The organism is Streptomyces sp. NPDC003247, assembly GCF_042888135.1.
Lineage (GTDB): Bacteria > Actinomycetota > Actinomycetes > Streptomycetales > Streptomycetaceae > Streptomyces.
In genome coordinates, this window is record NZ_JBIAPF010000005.1 from 308,945 (window position 1) to 328,368 (window position 19,424).

General features: G+C 70.3%; 15 protein-coding genes and 2 pseudogenes. 12 read left to right on the top strand and 5 right to left on the bottom strand.

Going from position 1 to position 19,424, the window contains the following annotated elements; all coding sequences use genetic code 11:
* The first annotated feature begins 1 nt into the window (after position 1).
* The 5 genes and pseudogenes from ACFYWQ_RS18895 to ACFYWQ_RS18915 form a co-directional block, all read left to right on the top strand.
* Positions 2-1,060 (top strand): D-2-hydroxyacid dehydrogenase, encoded by a 1,059-nt coding sequence (locus ACFYWQ_RS18895; protein ID WP_389517906.1) that lies wholly within the window; start codon positions 2-4, stop codon positions 1,058-1,060.
* Positions 1,061-1,092: 32 nt separating this feature from the next.
* Positions 1,093-1,863: an SDR family oxidoreductase gene (locus ACFYWQ_RS18900; protein WP_389517908.1), complete on the top strand. Its 771-nt coding sequence runs from the start codon at positions 1,093-1,095 to the stop codon at positions 1,861-1,863.
* Positions 1,864-1,898: 35 nt separating this feature from the next.
* Positions 1,899-2,942, top strand: coding sequence for an L-idonate 5-dehydrogenase (locus ACFYWQ_RS18905; protein ID WP_389517910.1), 1,044 nt, complete (start codon positions 1,899-1,901; stop codon positions 2,940-2,942).
* Positions 2,943-2,975: 33 nt separating this feature from the next.
* Complete coding sequence (gene gndA / locus ACFYWQ_RS18910) at positions 2,976-4,427, top strand: NADP-dependent phosphogluconate dehydrogenase (protein ID WP_389517912.1); 1,452 nt, start codon at positions 2,976-2,978, stop codon at positions 4,425-4,427.
* A gap of 187 nt (positions 4,428-4,614) precedes the next feature.
* Positions 4,615-4,909, top strand: a pseudogene (locus ACFYWQ_RS18915) (phosphotransferase); the annotation flags it as partial.
* A gap of 280 nt (positions 4,910-5,189) precedes the next feature.
* Here ACFYWQ_RS18915 and ACFYWQ_RS18920 read toward each other — a convergent pair.
* On the bottom strand, positions 5,190-6,455 hold the full coding sequence (locus tag ACFYWQ_RS18920; RefSeq protein WP_389517914.1) for a family 43 glycosylhydrolase: 1,266 nt from the start codon (positions 6,453-6,455) through the stop codon (positions 5,190-5,192).
* A gap of 132 nt (positions 6,456-6,587) precedes the next feature.
* Entirely contained in the window at positions 6,588-8,216 is a 1,629-nt protein-coding gene (locus tag ACFYWQ_RS18925; RefSeq protein WP_389517916.1) for a glycoside hydrolase family 31 protein, read from the bottom strand.
* 165 nt (positions 8,217-8,381) lie between these two features.
* Here ACFYWQ_RS18925 and ACFYWQ_RS18930 point away from each other — a divergent pair, with 165 nt between their 5' ends.
* From ACFYWQ_RS18930 to ACFYWQ_RS18955, 6 genes and pseudogenes are all read left to right on the top strand, one after another.
* Complete coding sequence (locus ACFYWQ_RS18930) at positions 8,382-9,449, top strand: LacI family DNA-binding transcriptional regulator (protein ID WP_389517918.1); 1,068 nt, start codon at positions 8,382-8,384, stop codon at positions 9,447-9,449.
* Between the two features lie 309 nt (positions 9,450-9,758).
* The gene (locus tag ACFYWQ_RS18935) at positions 9,759-11,057 is read left to right on the top strand and encodes an ABC transporter substrate-binding protein (protein WP_389517920.1); all 1,299 of its coding nucleotides are present in this window, start codon (positions 9,759-9,761) and stop codon (positions 11,055-11,057) included.
* A gap of 55 nt (positions 11,058-11,112) precedes the next feature.
* Positions 11,113-12,066 (top strand): carbohydrate ABC transporter permease, encoded by a 954-nt coding sequence (locus ACFYWQ_RS18940; protein WP_389517922.1) that lies wholly within the window; start codon positions 11,113-11,115, stop codon positions 12,064-12,066.
* Positions 12,063-12,923: a carbohydrate ABC transporter permease gene (locus ACFYWQ_RS18945; protein ID WP_389517924.1), complete on the top strand. Its 861-nt coding sequence runs from the start codon at positions 12,063-12,065 to the stop codon at positions 12,921-12,923. Before ACFYWQ_RS18940 ends, ACFYWQ_RS18945 begins: the two co-directional genes overlap by 4 nt.
* A 74-nt stretch (positions 12,924-12,997) precedes the next feature.
* Entirely contained in the window at positions 12,998-15,088 is a 2,091-nt protein-coding gene (locus tag ACFYWQ_RS18950; protein WP_389517926.1) for a hypothetical protein, read from the top strand.
* A gap of 42 nt (positions 15,089-15,130) precedes the next feature.
* A pseudogene (locus ACFYWQ_RS18955) lies at positions 15,131-15,346 on the top strand (integrase core domain-containing protein); the annotation flags it as partial.
* A 96-nt stretch (positions 15,347-15,442) separates the two neighbouring features.
* Here ACFYWQ_RS18955 and ACFYWQ_RS18960 read toward each other — a convergent pair.
* Together ACFYWQ_RS18960 and ACFYWQ_RS18965 are read right to left on the bottom strand one after the other, a co-directional pair.
* Positions 15,443-16,078 carry a YitT family protein gene (locus ACFYWQ_RS18960; RefSeq protein ID WP_389517928.1) on the bottom strand — a complete coding sequence of 212 codons (636 nt, stop codon included), beginning with the start codon at positions 16,076-16,078 and terminating at the stop codon, positions 15,443-15,445.
* Positions 16,075-17,181, bottom strand: coding sequence for a histidinol-phosphate transaminase (locus tag ACFYWQ_RS18965; RefSeq protein WP_389517931.1), 1,107 nt, complete (start codon positions 17,179-17,181; stop codon positions 16,075-16,077). Before ACFYWQ_RS18965 ends, ACFYWQ_RS18960 begins: the two co-directional genes overlap by 4 nt.
* 99 nt (positions 17,182-17,280) lie before the next feature.
* Here ACFYWQ_RS18965 and ACFYWQ_RS18970 point away from each other — a divergent pair, with 99 nt between their 5' ends.
* Positions 17,281-17,760 (top strand): Lrp/AsnC family transcriptional regulator, encoded by a 480-nt coding sequence (locus ACFYWQ_RS18970; protein ID WP_389517933.1) that lies wholly within the window; start codon positions 17,281-17,283, stop codon positions 17,758-17,760.
* 20 nt (positions 17,761-17,780) lie between these two features.
* Here the strand turns inward: ACFYWQ_RS18970 and ACFYWQ_RS18975 are convergent, their stop codons facing one another.
* On the bottom strand, positions 17,781-19,391 hold the full coding sequence (locus ACFYWQ_RS18975; protein WP_389517935.1) for a hypothetical protein: 1,611 nt from the start codon (positions 19,389-19,391) through the stop codon (positions 17,781-17,783).
* Between the last annotated feature and the right edge of the window lie 33 nt (positions 19,392-19,424).

Genomic DNA, 19,424 nt, shown 5'->3' on the forward strand with positions numbered 1-19,424 from the left:
CGTGCCCAGGACGCCGGGACGTCTGCGTGTCGCGGTCGCCGCCCCGCTGTCCGAGGAGAACCGCGCCCGCATCCGGGAGCTGGAACCGCGGATCGACCTCGTCGTCGACCACTCGCTGCTGCCTCCGATGCGCTGGCCCGCCGACTTCGTCGGCGACCCGGACTGGCGCCGCAGCCCCGAACAGCAGCGCGCCTACGAAGCGGCCGTCGACTCCGCCGACGCGCTGTACGGCATCCCCGACGTCGACCCCGCGGCCCTGGCACGCACCGTGCGCGCCAACCCGCGGCTGCGCTGGGTGCACACGATGGCCGCCGGCGGCGGCGGACAGGTCAGGGCCGCCGGACTCGACGCCGGCGAACTCGACCGGGTCGTCTTCACCACCTCCGCCGGCGTGCACGGCCGCCCGCTGGCCGAGTTCGCCGTCTTCGGCGTGCTCGCCGGCGCCAAGCACCTGCCCCGCCTCCAGCGGCAGCAGCGCGACCGCGAGTGGAGCGGGCGCTGGACGATGGGCCAGGTGAGCCGGCAGACGGTCCTCGTCCTCGGCCTCGGCGGCATCGGCCGGGTCGTCGCGGCGTCGCTCCACGCGCTGGGCGCCACGGTCGTCGGCACCAGCCGCAGGGACGTCACCGTCCCCGGCGTCTCCCACGTCGTCCACCCCGACCGGATCGCGGAGCTGGCCCCCACCGTGGACGCCGTCGTCAACACGCTGCCCGGCACCGACGCGACCCACCACCTGCTCGGCAAGCGGTTCTTCGACGCCCTCGAGCCGGGCGCCACCGTCGTCAACGTCGGCCGCGGGACCGTCGTCGACGAGGCGGCGCTGGTCGACGCGCTCGAATCCGGACGGGTCGGCTTCGCCGCCCTGGACGTCTTCGAGACCGAACCGCTGCCCGCGCACAGCCCGTTGTGGGACGACGGCCGGGTGCTGGTGAGTCCGCACACCGCGGCACTCGACGCGGGGGAGGACCGGCTCATCGCAGAACTCTTCGCCGCCAACGCCACCCGGCTCCTCGACGGCGAGCCCCTCCTCAACCGTGTCAACACCGTCGAGTTCTACTGAACCGCACCGAACGACCAGGAAGACCCTCACGCATGACCTCCCCCTTCGACCTCACCGGCAAGGTCGCCCTGATCACCGGATCGAGCCGCGGCATCGGACTCGGCATCGCCACCGGCCTGGCGGACGCCGGAGCCACCATCGTCCTCAACGGAGTCGACGCCGCGCGCCTGGAGGCCACCCGCGCGTCCCTCGCCGAGCGGTTCGGGAAGGACCGCGTCGCGGCCCGGTCCTTCGACATCGTCGACGAGGACGCCGTCGCCTCGGCCCTCGCGTCCGTGGAGTCCGAAGTCGGCCCGGTGGACGTCCTGGTGAACAACGCCGGCGTCCAGCACCGCGAACCCCTTCTCGACGTGCGCCGCGAGGACTGGCAGCGGGTGGTCGACACCAACCTCACCGGCGCCTTCGTCGTGGGCCGGCAGGTCGCCCGCCGGATGCTGCCGCGCCACGCCGGGAAGATCATCAACATCTGCTCGGTACAGACCGACCTCGCCCGCCCCACCATCGGCCCCTACACCGCGGCCAAGGGAGCCCTGCGCAACCTGACCCGGGCCATGACGGCGGAGTGGGCCGGCGAGGGACTCCAGATCAACGGCATCGCCCCCGGCTACATCCACACCGAGATGACCCAGAACCTCGTCGACGACGAGAAGTTCAACTCCTGGATCCTCGGCCGCACCCCCGCCCGGCGCTGGGGGACGGTCGCCGACATCGTCGGCCCCGCCGTATGGCTCGCCTCCAGCGCCTCCGACTACGTCAACGGCCAGGTCGTCTTCGTCGACGGCGGCATGACGGTCGTCGTCTGAGACATGACGGTCGTCGTCTGAGAAGGGAACCGCCCGTGTCCACCCAGTTCACCCACACCACCACCGCGGTCGTCGCCCACGGCGCCGACGACGTCCGGATCGAGGACATCGACCTGCGCGCCCCGCAGCCGCACGAGGCGGTCGTCGCCGTGGCCTACGGCGGCATCTGCGGTTCCGACCTGCACTACTGGAAGCACGGCGCCGTCGGCGAGTCCGTGCTGCGGGCCCCGATGGTCCTCGGCCACGAGGTCGTCGGAACCGTCCTGCGGGCGGCGTCCGACGGCAGCGGTCCGGCGGCGGGCACCCGCGTCGCGGTCCACCCCTCACGGCGCGAACCCACCGGCGTCCGCTTTCCCCACGACCGGCCCAACCTCTCGCCGGGCGTGCGCTACCTCGGCTCCGCCGCCCGCTTCCCCCACACCGAGGGGGCCTTCGCCGCCGAGGTCGTGCTGCCCGGGGCCATGCTGCGGGAGCTGCCCGAGGGCGTCGACCTCCGCGTCGCCGCCCTGGCCGAACCGGCCGCCGTCGCCTGGCACGCCGTCTCGCGGGCGGGCGACGTGAGCGGCAAGCGGGTCCTCGTCGTCGGCAGCGGTCCCATCGGCGCCCTCGCCGTCGCGGTCGCCAAGCGGGCCGGCGCCGCCGAGATCGTGGCGGTCGACCTGCACGACACGCCCCGCAGGATCGCGACCGAGGTCGGGGCGACACGAACCCTCGACGCGGGCGACGCCGAGGCGATCGCCGCCGTCGACGCGGACGTGGTGATCGAGTCCTCCGGCAACCACCGGGGCCTCGCCTCCGCGATCCGCGGCGCGACCCGGGGCGGCACGGTGGTCATGGTGGGCCTGCTGCCCCAGGGCGACCAGCCGGTGCCGGTCGCGCACGCCATCACCCGGGAGCTGAACCTGGTCGGCTCCTTCCGCTTCAACGACGAGATCGACGAGGTCATCGCAGCACTCGCCGACGGATCCCTCGCCATCGGACCGGTCGTCACCCACTGCTTCCCCGCCGCCGAGGCACTGCGGGCGCTCGCCGTCGCCGCCGACGCCTCGGTCTCGGGCAAGGTCCTCCTCGCGTTCTGACCCGACCGTCCCCACCGAACGGAAGAGAAACACATGAGTACCCGCGCAACGGCCAACATCGGTGTCATCGGACTGGCGGTGATGGGCTCCAACCTCGCCCGCAACCTCGCCTCCCGCGACGGCAACACCGTGGCCGTGTACAACCGCACCCACGCCCGCACCGCCGAACTGGTCGCGGCGCACCCCGAGGCGGGGTTCGTCGCCGCCGAGACCGTCGACGACTTCGTCGCGTCGCTGGCCCGGCCGCGCACCGCGATCATCATGGTGCAGGCCGGCGCGGGCACGGACGCGGTGATCGAGCAGCTCACCGAGCGGTTCGAGCCCGGTGACATCATCGTGGACGGCGGCAACGCCAACTTCCAGGACACCATCGCCCGCGAGAAGCGCATCGCTCCCACCGGCATCCACTTCGTCGGCGTGGGCATCTCCGGCGGCGAGGAAGGCGCCCTCAAGGGCCCCTCGATCATGCCCGGCGGCTCCGCCGAGTCCTACGAGACCCTCGGCCCGATCCTCTCCTCCATCGCCGCGGTCGCCGACGGCGAACCCTGTGTCACACACGTCGGCACCGACGGCGCCGGGCACTTCGTCAAGATGATCCACAACGGCATCGAGTACGCCGACATGCAGCTCATCGGCGAGGCGTACGACCTGCTGCGCACGGTGGGCGGCCTCGAACCGCACGCCGTCGCGGACATCTTCGCCCACTGGAACAAGGGCCCGCTGGAGTCCTACCTGATCGAGATCACCGCCGAGATCCTGCGGCAGGTCGACCCCGACACCGGCCGGCCGTTCGTCGACATCGTCCTCGACCAGGCCGGCTCCAAGGGGACCGGCGTGTGGACCGTGCAGAACGCCCTGGACCTCGGCGTCCCGGTCGGCGGCATCGCGGAGGCCGTCTTCGCCCGCGCCGTCTCCGCCAGGCCGGCGCAGCGCGCGGCCGTACGGAGGCTCGGCGCGGCCCGCCCCGCACAGCAGGTGGCCGGCCCGGACTTCGCAGAGGACGTCGCCAAGGCCCTCTACGCCTCGAAGGTCGTCGCCTACGCGCAGGGCTTCGACGCCGTCATCGCCGGCGCCGACAAGTACGGCTGGGACATCCGCAAGGACCACGTCGCCAGGATCTGGCGCGGCGGCTGCATCATCCGCGCCCGCTTCCTCGACCGCATCGCCGAGGCGTACACGGAGAATCCCGGCATCACCACGCTGTTGGAGGCCCCGTACTTCGCGCGGGCCGTCACCGAGGGGCAGGACGCCTGGCGCCGCATCGTCGCCACCGCCGCGCTCTCCGGCGTTCCGGTGCCCGGGTTCAGCTCCGCGCTGAGCTACTACGACTCGCTCGCCGCGGACCGTCTCCCCGCCGCGCTCGTCCAGGGTCAGCGCGACTTCTTCGGCGCCCACACCTACCGGCGCACCGACAAGGAGGGAACGTTCCACACCCTCTGGTCCGGCGACCGCGGTGAGGTCCGGGTGGACGCCGGCTCGCACTGACCACCGTCCGGCCAGGCGGGGGGTCGGCTGTTTGTCCGGGACCCTCCCCGCCACGACCGGAGCGGACGCATGCGCCCCGCGCATGCGTCCGCGGAGCACCACGGTTCGCGAGGGGAGCACGTCAGCTTGCGAACGTGTTGCCGGACCGGAGTCGCATCGGCGATGGGCCCCAGTACTGTGGCTTCGCATGACCGACTCCGAGACCGAGATCACCGCAGACCTGGTCCACAACCTGCTACCTGCTGCAGGAGCAGCATCCGGACCTCGCAGGGCCGGCCATCCGCAAGGTGGCGGGCGGGTGGGACAACCAGCAGTGGCGCCTTGGGGACGAGTTGGCCGTGCGCATGCCCCGTACAGAACGTGCCCCGGACCTCCAGCGCAAGGAGTGCCGGTGGCTGCCTGTCCTGGCTCCGCGCCTGCCGCTTCCGGTCCCGACCCCCGTGCGGATCGGTGAACCGTCCGCGCGCTTCCCGAAGCCCTGGCCTTCCTGGCGGCAAGCCGACATGGGGACCCGCAGGCCGGGTGGCAGCGCTCGCAAACACGGCTGATGAGGTGTCGGACCGCGCCCAGGGCTACGGGTGGTGGCCGGCGCCGCGGCGAACAGTTTCCGGTGACGGCGAAGGTCCCGCCGGGGACTCGCGGGCGCCGACGAGCGGCCGGCCGCCTGTGTTCCGGCCCCGGCCGGACGTCCGCCGTCCGACCGGGGGGAGCGGGCGGCGCCAGGGAGCAGCCGGCCTCGGCCCGCCGTCGCCCGCAGACGGGTCAGGGGAGTACGACGGCCCGGTCGACGGAGACGTGGGTGCCGACGGAGCCGAAGCGCGCCCCGCTCTTGTCGTTCCACTCGGTGGGTTCGCCGAGCACGGTGACCCTCAGCAGATAGTCGCCCGGAGGAAGGACCGGGCTGACGTAGCGGTACCCGTCGTCGGGGACCTTGCTGTAGAAGGTGACGTAGAGGGAGGAGAGCACCGTTCCGCCGGCGTCGGTCAGCTCCACCCGTGCGTAGGAGCCGTCGGGCCGTGACGAGCCCACGAGGACGATGCACGTGCCGGTGAAGGGGATCTCCACGCTGTCGCCCGCGGTGGTGGAGGAGAAGCCGATGGCCGTCTCCTTGCCGGTGTACTCGCCCGGACGGCCGGTGAGCGGGTCCCAGGCGCCCTGGTACCGGTCGATGGAGAGGGTGTCGCCGTGGATCCGGAGCGGCTGCCACACGTAGGTGGCCGCGGACGCCTGGTGCGGGAAGGACCAGCGGTCGCCCATGTAGACCGGGAGGTCCCCGTCGGCGGTGGGCAGGGTGAAGGCGTAGGTGCACTGCGAGTTGCAGGTCAGGCTGCCGTCGGGGGCGAAGAAACCGCGGTAGGTCCACGGCCCCTCGACGGCCGGGGCGGACAGGTGCACGTTCTCGTTGCTCTCCCAGCTGGTCTTGTGCGAGACCATCAGGAAGTAGGTGCCGTCGTGCTTGAGCATGGCGGGTGACTCGCCGCCGCGGGCGACCTCGTGGGCGACGCGTTCCTCGGCGGTGAGGTAGTCCGGGCTCAGACGGTAGATGTCGCCCTCGTGGATCAGGAGGTAACCGGTTCCGTCGTCGTCCTGGAACGTGCCCATGTCCCACCTGCGAAGAGGTTCGCCCCGGTAGGTCAGCGCACCGACGAAGGAGTACTCGCCGTCGATGGTGTCGCTGACCGCCACACAGATGTGCGGGTCCATGTACCCCAGGTCGTCGGAGTGCATGTACATCACGAAGCGGCCGGTGGTGGGGCACTCCATGACCTTGACGCGCTCGCCGATGCGGCCGGGGCCCATCAGTCCGTCGGGCTGCACCGGCAGGGCCATCCGCTCGAAGCGCCAGTCGACCAGGTCGGCGGAGGAGTAACAGCTGAAGCCGGCGAACTGGTTGAGGTCATCGGTCTTGTACTCGCCGAACAGGTACCAGCGCCCGTTCCGGCGCAGCAGACAGGCGCCGTGGGCGTTCACCGTCTGTCCGCGGTCGTCGAACCACGGGACTCCGCTCGTCACCAGTCTCTCGTTCATACGTCCCCTTGCTCACTGCGGGGGACCGCCCTCGGGCAGGGCGGTCCGGTCATGGTCGTCCACGGGTTCCGTCGGTCCTCTTGCCGGACGGGAGGCCGTCCGATTGCCGGACGGGAGGCGGTCCGACTCCTCTCAGGCGTCGCCGAGTCGCTCGAACCGCGGGATGCGCGCGAGGGCGCACGGTACGTCGATGCGTGCGGGGCCGTCGAAGACCGCGCCGTCGTCCGCCCGCCAGCGGCCCGCCGGGAGGACGACGCTCCGCGTGGTCGCGCCCTGTTCCGTCACCGGGGCGACGATCAGGTCCGGACCGAGGAAGAACTGGTCGGTGACCTCGTCCGCCCCGCTCGCGTGGTACGCCATGGGCCGCAGGACCGGCTCGCCGGTGCGCGCCGCCTCGTCCACCAGTTCCAGCAGACGCGGCAGCAGCGCCGCACGGACGGCGAGTGCCTCACGGACCGCGGCGAGGTGGACCTCGTCCAGGACACGGGAAGGTGCCACGGAGAACTGCATCATGGGGCTGAGGGCGGCGACCTGCGCGTAGCGGACGAAGAACTCCTGGTCCGTGGAGTCGCCCTGGGCGTTCATGGCCGTGATCTCACCGCCGCCGATCATGTCGGGGCAGATGAACGGATAGCCGGTCATGCTCTGGGCGAGCATCTCGGGCAGCAGGGACCGGATGCCGGCCGGACCCCACAGCGGGCCCTTGTCCTGAAGCCGCTGCCCGAGCGGCCGGCCGCCCATGCGCCAGCTGGCCCGGTACTCGTTGAAGGGGTACTCCAGACCCACCCGCGACCAGGCCTCGCACAGGTCGACCGGCTCGGCGGGCCGGAACGTCAGGTCGTCGTCGCGGTAGTCGCGCACGTCGCCGCCGTCGAACTTGAACCCGTCCACGCCCATCTCGTCACGCAGGGCGTCCAGGTGGCGGGTCAGCCAGGCGATCGCGTCAGGGTTGGTCAGGTCCAGCAGCGCGCTCAGCCCGTTCCACCATCGGCGCACCGCCGTGTCGCCGGAGCGGTCGCGGACGAGCAGGCCCCGGCCCTCCAGTTCGCGGAAGGCCGCGGAGTCGGGGCTGACGAAGGGAACGACCCAGAGCATGACCGTGAAGCCCCACGCATGGAGCTGCCGGGTCATCGCCGCCGGGTCGGGGAACCGGCCCCGGTCGAACCACCAGGAGCCGTAGTCGGGCGACCAGCAGTCGTCGATCATCAGTACCCCGGGGGGCATTCCCGCCTCCAGGATGCCGGCGGCGAACTCCAGCACCGACTGCTGCGTGGGCGTGTAGGGGGACTCGATCCAGGTGTTGTACTGCGGGGCCTCGAACAGCTCCCGTGCCGGTGCCCGCCCCGACGGCGGGAAGAACCGCCGTGAGGCGGTCAGATAGGCCTCCCGCAGCGTCGACCCGCCCCGGCACACCAGCACCTGCCGGCCCGAGATCCGCAACGTGTCCTCCTCGAAGGAGAAGGCGAAGGGCCTGTCCGACCACACCACCCGGCCCCGGGTCGACACCAGCAACGGACTGCTCTGGTTGGACGGTGCCGCCGCACCGTCGGCCCCCGACACCGTGCCGCCCAGGTCGCGGGCGAAGGGCCGGTCGCCGAACGGCATCAGCAGGCCGTCGGACACGGCCCCGCCCCACCACCGTTCGCCCGCTTCGAGCGTCAGCTCCACCTCGTCCGCCGACTGTCCCACGAGGGTGCCGACGGACTGGGCGGCGACGGAATGGGCGGCGACGGACTGGGCGGATTCAAGGCGGGGGGACATCATCACTTCCTTCACCGGAAAACGGCAGATCAGGACGAATGCCTGACGAAATGGTCTGCGATACGTATCGACGCTACCGCAGACGGCTGCCCCACGACATCCCCTGTCGCCGCACATCTCGTTCCGCTCTGCCCGGGGCGCGGAGGGTCGGATACGGTACGCCACATGGAACAGGACGATCGGTCGCCGGCGGAACATCGCGGCGGCAGAACGGCGCCGACCAGCAAGGATGTCGCCGCCCTGGCCGGCGTGGCGCAGAGCACGGTGTCGGCGGTGATGAGCGGTAAGCGTGCGGTCTCGGCGGAGACCCGCCGCCGGGTGGAGGCGGCGATGCGGCAGCTGCGCTACCAGCCCAACGCCGGTGCGCGGACACTGCGGACGGCGAAGACCAACGTCATCGCGCTGGTCATGCACCTCAGCGCGAAGGTCGACGCCGCCGAGTCCGTTCCCTACCTCGACACGATCATCGAGCAGGCGCGGCAACACGACTACGACGTGCTGGTCAGCACCGAGCGTGAGGCACCCGAGGGCATCAGGCGCCTGGCCGGCCGGTCGATCTGCGACGCGTTCGTCCTGATGGACATCCAGCCGGACGACGAACGCATCGACGCCGCCCACGACCTGGGACTGCCCGTGGTCCTGGTCGGACGGCCGAAGGACCCGCGGGGCCTGGACGTGGTCGACTTCGACATCCGGCGCTCCGCGGAACTGATGGTGGACGAGCTGGCTCTCACCGGCCACCGGCACATCGCCGTCCTGGGGGATCTGCCGGCCGAGCGCCGGCGGTTCCAGTTCATGTTCGACTTCTACGACGGGCTCCGGGACCGGGCGGCGGCCCACGGTGTCGAGCTGACCGTGGTGCCCCGCAGGCTGGAGGGCTGGGAGGGCGTGGTGGACAGCGCCGACCGGCTGCTGGCCCACGCCGACGACCGTCTCGGCCTGATCTGCCGCGCCCCGCAGGTCACCGAGTGGCTGGTCCGACTGGTGCACGAGCGGCATCTGCTCCTCGGCGAGGACCTGTCGCTGGTCAGCCTCTGCACGGACGAGACCGCACTGTCCTTCGCCCGTCCGGTCACCAACGTGTCGCCCCTGCCGCGTACCGTCTCCAGCCTGGCGATGAGGCTGCTGCTGGAGCGCCTCGAAGGCTCCCGCGCGCCGGCCCGTCTGGAACTCGTCGAGCCCCGCGGTCTGACGCGCCGGGCCACGACCACCTTGTTCAACGCGCCTGGCTGAGAGGTACGGGCGGTACGCGGGAACCGCCGGGCGGCGGCCGGCCCGCGCGCCGACGTGGACGGTTGGCCGGCGTGCGGGCCGGGCCCTCATGCCGCTCGCCGTGCGGCGGCTCACCGTGTGCGTTCACCATGGTCAGCCCCTTCGGACGCGTCGGCGTCAGATGTCGTCACGACTATTGCGATACGTATCGCTGCGTGCTTCCATCATGACCTCGAACCGCCGAGCCGGGGCGCAGTTTCCGCGCCGCACCCCCCGTACGAAGCAACGGAGCGCTTGGCCTCATCGCATTCCTCATCAAGGGAGATAGCAATGCGAAGGAAACTCGCGTTCCCGTCCGCAGCCGCGGGCGTACTGGCTCTCGTCCTCTCCGGATGCGGCGGATCCGGCTCGGACGAGAGCTCCGACGGCGTCGTGCACCTGACGTACTACGCCTGGGGCGACGCCAACAAGAAGATCGTGGACGCCTGGAACAAGACCCACCCGAAGATCCAGGTCAAGCAAATCGCTCCGACCGGCAACAGCTCGGTCCCGGCGAAGCTGCTCACCCAGCACCGGGCCGGCAACAGCGGCCCCGACATGGCCTCGGTCGAGTACCAGTCGCTTCCGGCCGTGGTCACCAGCGGCGTCGCGATCGACATCACGAAGCACATCGACAGTGAACTGAAGAGCGACTTCACCGACTCGATGTGGAACCTGACGACCTACGACGGCAAGACCTTCGCGGTCCCCAACGACGCCGGCCCCCAGGTGCTGCTCTACAACACCAAGCGGTTCGAGGAACTCGGCGTCGAGGTCCCCACCACGTGGGCCGAGTACGCGGAGGCCGCCAAGAAGATCCACGAGAAGGACCCGGACAGCTACATCGCCACCTTCAACCCCACCGAGTTCGGCAACTTCGCCGGCCTCGCACAGCAGGCCGGCGCCGCCATGTGGGCCACCGAGGGCGACACCTGGAAGGTCGGCATCGACAGCGAGCCGGCGCTGAAGGTGGCGGACTACTGGCAGGGACTCATCGACAAGGGCTACGTCAAGGTCGAGGGCATCCAGACGCCGCAGTGGAACCAGGAGCTGAACCAGGGCAAGATCCTCACCTGGCCGTCCGCGATCTGGGCGCCCAGCGTGATCGAGGCCGACGCACCCGACACCGCCGGACAGTGGGCGATGGCGAAGCTGCCGACGTGGACCGAGGGGGACGACAAGGTCGGCTTCCAGGGCGGTTCCTCCACCATCGTGACCGCGGACAGCAAGCACCCCGAGCAGGCCGCCGAGTTCATCAAGTGGCTGTCGACGTCGAAGGAGGCGCGCCGGATCGGCATCGCGGCCGGAACCTACCCGGGCAACATCTCCGGACAGGAACTCGCCGCGACCGCCGAGCCGCCGACACTGATGCCGCAGCAGACCGACTTCTGGAAACTCGCCGCCGAGATAGCCGGCGACACGCTTCCCGCCATCCAGTGGGGACCCAACACCGACGTGGGGCAGTCGGCGTACCAGGACGAGACGGCGAAGGCGATGAAGAACGGCTCGACGCTGTCGTCTGCGGTCAAGGCGGTGCAGGACACCGTCGTCAGTGACATGAAGAAGACCGGCTTCAAGGTCTCGGAGTAGCGCAACCGATGTGGCCCTGACCGCTGCGGTCAGGGCCGCGCCCAGGAGTCGAACCATGGCAACAGCAGCGCCCCGTCCCCTCACGGCTTCGGACGTCAAGCGATCCCGGCGCCGCCGGAGGGCACTCCGAGCCCCCTACTTCTTCGTCGCCCCCGCGGCGCTTCTCTACGTCGCGTTCATGCTTGTCCCGATCGTCTACGCATTGTGGCTGAGCTTCCGGGGCTACCGGGTGCAGGGCGGCGGAATCCTCGCCGCCCGCCGACAGGTGTTCGTCGGCCTGTCGAACTACACCGACGCGGTGACCGACCCGGACTTTCTCGCCGGCTTCGGCCGACTCGCCCTGTACGGGCTGATCGCGATCCCGCTCACCCTCGGTCTGGCGCTCGTATTCGCACTGCTGCTGGACACGTACCGGGTGCGCGCACGCCGTTTCTCCCGCGTCGCGATCTTCATCCCGTACGCCGTCCCCGGCGTGGTCGCCAGCCTCATGTGGGGCTTCCTCTATCTGCCGGGCACCAGCCCCTTCTCACACATCACACGCGCCCTCGGCCTGGGAACGATCCCGTTCCTGGACGATCCGCAGGTCTTCTTCTCCATCGCGAACATCGCGATCTGGGGCGGGATCGGCTTCAACATGGTGGTCATCTACACGGCCCTGCGCGGTCTGCCCGCCGAGGTCTACGAAGCGGCCCGCCTCGACGGCGCCAGTGAGTGGCAGATCGCCTGGCGGATCAAGATCCCACTGGTCGCCCCCGCGCTCGTGCTCACCGGCCTGTTCAGCCTGATCGGAACGCTGCAGGTCTATGGCGAGCCGACCACGCTGCAGCCCATGACCACCAGCATCTCCGCCACGTGGGTGCCGCTGATGACCGTCTACCGGGACGGCTTCACCCGGGACAACCTCCCCCTGGCGTCGGCCGAATCCGTGCTGCTCGCCCTCTTCACCGTCGTGTTGTCCGTCGCGTTGCTGCGCAGCACTCAGCGCAAGGCCTTCCAGGAGGAGCAGTGAGCACCATCGCCACGCCGCCCCGCACCCGCCGAGGCGTCTACGCCCTCTCCACCGGTGTGCTGCTCATCGGTGCCCTCTACTGTCTCGTCCCGGTCGCCTGGGTGGTCGTCGCCTCGACCAAGTCACCCGGCCAGCTGTTCAGCACGTTCACCTTCACACCCGGCACCGGACTGATGGCGAACATCCGGTCGCTCATGACGCACAACAGCGGCGAGTTCGGGCGTTGGGCGCTCAACAGCTTCCTCTACGCCGGCATCGGCTCGGTCCTGTCGGTCCTGGTCTCCGTCGCCGCCGGGTACGGACTGGCGAAGTTCGACTTCCCCGGCCGACGGATCATCTTCTACGCCATCCTCGCCGGAGTCCTGGTCCCCGGGATCGTCATCGCGATCCCGCAGTACATGCTCATGTCCCTCATCGGACTCGGGAACACCTACTGGTCGGTCCTGCTACCGGTGATCATCTCGCCGTTCGGCATCTACCTGTGCCGCGTGTTCGCCGCTTCCTCCGTCCCGTCGGACACACTCGAATCGGCCCGCATGGACGGGGCCGGAGAGTTCCGGATCTTCGTCTCGATCGCACTGCCCATGATGGTCCCGGCCATGGTCACCGTCTTCATGCTGCAGTTCGTCGGCGTGTGGAACAACTTCCTGCTGCCGTACATCATGCTGTCCGACACCGACAAGTTCCCCCTCACCCTCGGCCTGTACAGCCTGCTCTCGCAGAGTTCCGGCGAGCCCTCCCTGTACTCGCTGGCCATCAGCGGAGCGATGTTGTCGATCATCCCCTGCGTCCTGCTGCTGCTGTTCCTGCAACGGTACTGGCGGCTGGACCTCATCAGCGGCGCCCTCAAGGGCTGACCGGCGTCCCACGCGCACGCGCACCGGAGGCCGCACGAGCCCGCCGGCGCGCGTCCCGTCCAGAAAGTGCTCCCATGTCTGATCCCATGCCCGACGCTGTCCGGTTCGACGGCGGCACCGTCGTGATGACTCCGGACGGCGCGCCCGCGCAGTTCGTCTGCGACGCCGATCCCGAGAGGCGGTACCTGCTCGACGACTCCATCTCCTGGCAGTTCGCGGAGCACGCGTGGGGCAGTGGCCACCTCGTCACCGACCGGGGTGCCGGACGGTGGAACGTCCCGGACGAATGGGTGGTGACGGATGCGGCGATCCGGGTGACCTTCGACGTCACCGCCGACGTGCGACTGACCGTCGAGCGAGCCGGCGGCCCGGCCTTCACCGAGACGTACTCCTTCGAGAACGTCGGCGAGGCACCGGTGCGCATCACCGGCATTGGCATCAACACCCCGTTCGCCGACCTGTACGAGAACGCCCGCTCGGCCGTGCACCGCTCGGTGCACGCCCATGTGATGACCGGCGGCAAGTGGGCGTGGGTGCTCGCGCAGCCGATGTCCGGCGTGGGCCGCTCCCTCGGTCTGATCGTCCGCGACGGCGCGCTGCACGGCTACTCCGTCGAGTCCCGCAACCACAACTCCTCCTCGAACGTGCGCGGACACGTGGTCCTGCACCCGACGGACCACGCCCGCAACCCCGACGCGTTCGGCGGGCAGCCGCAGTTCACCCTGGCACCCGGGGAGACCTACCGGCTCGGGTGGGAACTGCGCTGGTACGACACCGTCGAGTCGTTCCTCGCCGACACCGGTGCCCCGGCCGAGTTCGACCGGCTCGCCGCGCAGACCGGTGAGGAGATACTGGTCCGCACCGCCGAGACGGTGCGGGTCGACCACCCGGACGTGTCCGTACGAGAAGTACCCGGCGGCTACGCCGTCAGCGGCACCCGGCACGGCGATGTGACCGTGTCCATCGGGGACCACAGCCACACCCAGATCCTCTTCCACGACCCGCTCCCCACCATGGTGCGCAAGCGGGCGGACTACATCATGCGCTACCAACGGGCCACCGAACGGGCGGGCTCACTCGCCTACGGTCTGGTGAGCACGGACGTCCGCACCCGGCTCACCGTTCCCGCCGGGGGGTGGCCGGACTGGTCGGACGGTGCGGAGCGCATCGGCATGGCGATCATGCTGCAACTGGCACGCCGTCTCGGCTGGCTGTCGGCGGAGGTCGACGAGGAGTTGGACGGGTGGGCGCACTTCGCCCGCGAGCACCTGCTGGAGGCGGACTACACACCGCGCCGCGGATCGAACGTCACGGACCCGCCGCGCCTCTACGACATGCCGTGGCTGTCACGCTTCTACCTGGAGCGGTACCTGTGGAACCGGGACGAGACGATGCTCGGACACGCCGCGGGCATTCTGGAGCGCGCCTTCCACAGGGGCATCGAGCGGTTCCTCGCGATCGGGCTGGCCGCCGTCACCGTTCGTACGGCCACCGAACTCGAAGCCGCCGGCCACGAGCAGCGCGCGACGGAACTCCGTGACCGCCTTGTCGCCAGTGCCCGGCACTTCGTCGCACAGGGCGACGACCTGCCCGCGCACGAGGTCGCCTACGAGCAGTCGATCATCGCGCCCCTGATCAATCTCTACAGTGAGGCGTACCGGCTCACCGGGGACGGCGTCTTCCTCGACGCGAACCGCGCCGCCCTGCCCAAACTGCTCGCTTTCGGGGGCCCGCAGCAGCATGTGCGGCTGAACGGCATCGCCATCCGGCACTGGGACGGATTCTGGTTCGGGCTGCGACGGCAGTGGGGTGATGTGTTCCCCCACCACTGGAGCGCCCTGACGGCCGACGCGGTGGCGAACCTGCCCGGCGAACTGCGCACGCCCCGACTCCGGGAACTGGCCGACCGGATCCTCCGCGCCAACATGTGCAACTACTTCGACGACGGCGGCGCCACCTGCGCGTTCGTCTTCCCCACCGCGGTGGACGGGGAGCCGGCGCATGTGGCCGACCCGCTCGCCAACGACCAGGACTGGCACCTCATCGCATGGATCGACGACTGGATCCGTTGCGGCGTTCCGATGGAGCAGGGCGTTCTGGCGGAGCAGCGGAGTCCGGCGGAACGAGCGGTGTCCCGGGCCGCCGAGCCGGCCCGCCAGGCATAGCCGTCGCGGCCGGCCCGGGACCGCGGCCCCGGGCCGGCCGCTCACGACAATGCCTTGGCCGAGTCGTTCTTCCAGGGCCTGAAACGGGAACCGCTCCACGGGCGACGCCTCACCTCGAAGGCGCAGACACGGCTGGAGCTGTTCCGCCGGCTGGCCTCCTACAACCGGCGCCGCCGCCACTCCGCCCTCGGCCACCTCACGCCAGTCGAGTTCGAGCAACAGCTGATCTCATCACGTACGCTGTCGCGAGTCGCATGAAACCCGGTGTCCACTCCCGAGGTTGAGCCTCAGTGATGGGTCTGGCCCAGATCCAGGGCCGCGCCAGACCCCGGAGGCACTCGGAACAACGGGCCTTCACAGTGCGGTGGGGTAGCGGCCGGGGCGGTGGTTCAGGACGATCACGAGGTTGAGCACGGCGACGCCGAGCGCGGAGAGCAGCGTGGTCTGCAGCGGTGCCGTGAAAGCCGAGAGGACGACGACGGTGGCGTCCAGGGCCAGCAGGACGTACCCCGCCCGCCAGCCCAGGCGGTCCTGGCAGACGAGCGCGATGACGTTGAATCCGCCAAGGCTCGAATGGTGCCGGAAGAGGATGAGCAGCCCGATACCCGCGATGAGATTCCCCAGGAGCGCGGCGTACGGGGGAACGAGGTGTGAGGTCGCGATCAGGTGCGGCTGGACGAGGGAGAACGCGGAGAGCAGCGCGACGGAGATCACCGAGTTGAGGACGAAGCGCCGTCCCTTGCGCCGCCACGCCAGTACGGCGAAGGGGAGGTTGATGACCGCGAAGATGACGGCGAATGGCCAGGGCAGCAGTCGGGTGAGCAGCAGGACGAGTCCGGCGGTCCCTCCGGTGACGGCTCCGACGGAGTGGATCAGGTAGAGGCCGAATGAGGTGAGGAAGGTGCCGATGGTCATGGCCAGGCCGTCCTCGACGGCGGTGTGCGCGACGGCCGGTCCGGTGGTTCGGGCGTCGACTGCCTGCGCGGTCACTGCTCCACCCCCACACCCGCGTTCGCCAGGACGTCCAGCACCCGGTCGTTGGCGGCACGGTCCGCGAGGGTGACGCGGATGCCCTCGTCGGCGAAAGGACGGACGAGGACGTCCGCGGCGCCGAACGCGGTGAGCAGCGCGGCGAGCCGGCGGCCCCGCGCCGGTACCCAGAAGAAGTTGGCCTGGCTGACGGGTACCGGCCGGCCCTGCGTACGCGCGGCAGTGGTGACGCGCTCTCGCTCCGCGCGGACCTCGGCCACTCGCGCCCGCAGTTCGCCCCGGGCCGCGAGCGAGGCGATGGCCGCCTCCTGGGCGGCCGTCCCGACGCCGAAGGGCAGGGCGGCGCGCCGGAGCCCGTCGGCCGTGTAGGCGGAAGCCGCGCAGTAGCCGATCCGCAGGCCGGCGAGGCCGTACGCCTTGGAGAAGGTGCGCAGGACGCAGAGGTTGGGGTGGTCGTCCAGCAGTCGCAGAGCGTCGACCGCATCCGGGTCGTCGACGAATTCGGCGTACGCCTCGTCCACGACCACGAGGACCGTGGGAGGAACGCGGTCGAGGAACCTTTCGAGATCCGTGTGCGGCATGCCCACGCCCGTGGGGTTGTTGGGCACGCACAGCAGGACGATCCGGGTCCGCTCGGTGACGGCGGCGGCCATCGCGTCGAGATCGTGGGCGCCGTCCCCCGTGAGGGGCACGGTTACCGCGCGGGCTCCGGCGAGTCCGACGAGGATGGGGTACGCCTCGAAGGAGCGCCAGGCGAAGACCACTTCGTCCCCGGCGTCGCAGAACGCCGCGAGAAGCTGCTGCAGGACACCCACGCTTCCCGGGCCGACCGAGATCGTGTCGGGGTCTACGTGGAGGGCGTCTCCGATGGCGGCTCGCAGCCGGACGGCGGAGGCGTCCGGATAGCGGTTGACCCGGGACGCGGCCTCGCGTACGGCGTCCTGGACGGAAGGCAGCGGGGCGAGGTGGCTCTCGTTGGACGCGAGTGCCGCCGTGAGTGCCGTCGTCGCGCGACGCCCCGGCGTGTAGGCGGGTATGGCGTCGAGTGCGGGGCGCAGGAGCGGGCGCCGCCCGGGGGGCGTGGAAAGGCTCTGATCAGGCATATCGATACCTTGCGAAGAGGGGTTAGTTTTGCGCAACAGGCCCACTCTTCATTGAGCAGTCTGAATGGATGGAACTATTTTCTGTGCCAGAATGCCCATATGGACAGCCTTGACGCCCGTATCCTGCTGGCCCTCGACGACCAGCCCGACGCGAGCGCGTTGGCCCTCGCCGGGCGGCTGGGCATCGCGCGGAACACGCTCGCAGCGCGGCTCCAGCGCATGGACCGGGAGGGGGTGCTGCGGGAGTTCTCCCGGCGGGTGGACCCCGCGGCCCTGGGCAACCGCCTGGTGGCCTTCGTGTCGATCTCGCTGAGCCAGACGAGCACCCCGCGGCCGGCCGAGGAACTGCACGACATTCCGGAGGTGGTCGAGATGCACTCCACCACGGGGGACGCCGACCTGCTGGTCAAGGTCGTCGCCCAGGACACCGCCGACCTCCACCGCGTCAACGGCCGCATCCTCGCGGCGCCGGGTGTGGTGCGGACGAACACCGCGATCTCGCTCTGCGAGGAGATGCCCCTGAGGATGCGCGCGCTCATCGAGGCGGTCGCGGAACAGTGGGGGTCGGGCAGGTCCTGACGGCAGGACCTGTCCTGTGTTCAGTCGGCGGCGTCCCAGAGCCGCCCCGGAACCAGCTCGCCGAGGGGTTCGTAGGTGACGTCGAAGGTCTTGTCGTCCCGCCGGAGGGTCAGGGTGATCTCCGTGACCTCCTTCTGCGGCAGCGAGTGGGGTGCTGGACCGTGCACGATGACGTCGCCGTCCCGGACGCCGGCCTTGTCGGCGGGACCGCCCTCGAACACACCGGTGACGGTGCCGCTCTTGAAGCTCGGGTAGTCGAATCCGACGTCGAGCTGGCGGATGTCGGCGTCCCGGCCGGTCAGCCTGGGGGCCAGGGCGTCGGTGTCCGGAAGGACCCAGCGGCCGGCCATCATGGCCCCGTACTTCTCACGTGCGCTCTCGCCGAGTTCGCGCACCACCAGATCGATCCACACGGCGACCGACGCCTCCTCCCCGGCGCGCCGGCGTTCGAGAAGTTCGAGCACCAGGTCGTCGAGGCCGCGTTGTCCCTCGCTGGTCGCGCGGAGCTTGTGGTCGACGTCGATCAGGTAGAACAGGCCACGCCCGTAAGGTACTCGCTGGGCGCGCCAGTCCTTCCAGAACAGCTCGGCCGTCTCCGCGCTGGAGAGGGTCTGCAGCGGGTTGGAGTAGTAGCCGTGGGCGCGCTCGTTCAGCAGGCCGGCGAAGGCGTCCGCGGTGAGGATGCCGGCGTCGAGGGTGAGCTTGAGTGAGTAGTACTCGGCGACGCCCTCGTTGTACCAACTGTTCTCCGCGGGGTCTCCGGACAGCAGCGGCCAGTTGTGCACCGCCTCGTGGGACAGGAGGTTCTTCAGGACGGGCGCGGACTGGGGCTGTTCGTCGCTCCAGCCGAACATGAAGCTGCGGGAACCGGGCATGGCGCTGCCGCCGTTCCCGGGGAAGGGGTGCTTGCGGACGAACACCCGGTATCCCGGGTCGGGTTCGCGGAAGAAGACGGACATCCGGTCGTAGAGCTCGCGGACGTACGCGCCGACCTCGGTGGTGTCGAACTGAGGCTGGGACAGCCAGTACATGCCGAAGACGGGGTCGGGGTGCTCGGGGTAGGAGCCGATGCTTCCGGCCATGTAAAAGGTGAACGTCAGGGCTTCCGGGGTGGCCGTGCGGCTGACGGTGTCCTCTCCGTGACTGCTCACCCCGCGTGCTCCTGCGGGCAGTTGGGACAGGTCCCAGCCCACGCTGCTGGTGAACTCCTCCTCGCGGTCCGGGAGGGCGAGGAAGGAGATGCCGGCCGCGCTGATGCCCGAGCCTTCGGCCCTGAGGTCGTACAGGGGCCCGTTGGTCGTGGCGGGGGTGACGACGCGGACGGGGGCGAAGTACTCGACCCGGATGTCGCCGGTCGAGGGCCGGCCGGTGCGCCAGCGGCGGTAGGTGAAGGTGGGGGTCGGCTCGTCCAGGCTGTGGGTGAGCGGCAGTTCGCCGCCGTCGTCGAAGGCGACGATGCCGTCGTCGGTGATCTCGGCGGCGGGAAAGCCGAAGAGGGTTTTCGGGATGCGGCAGAGCGTGTCGCCCTCGGCCACGTCGATGCCGCGCACGACGTAGCTCACCGTCACGCCGGTCGCCGCGCCGTCCGGCACCTCCGGGGTGAGCGTGATGTCGATGCTGGGAGATGCCATGGGCTGGGTGTGCCTCTCGAGAGGGTGGGGGGA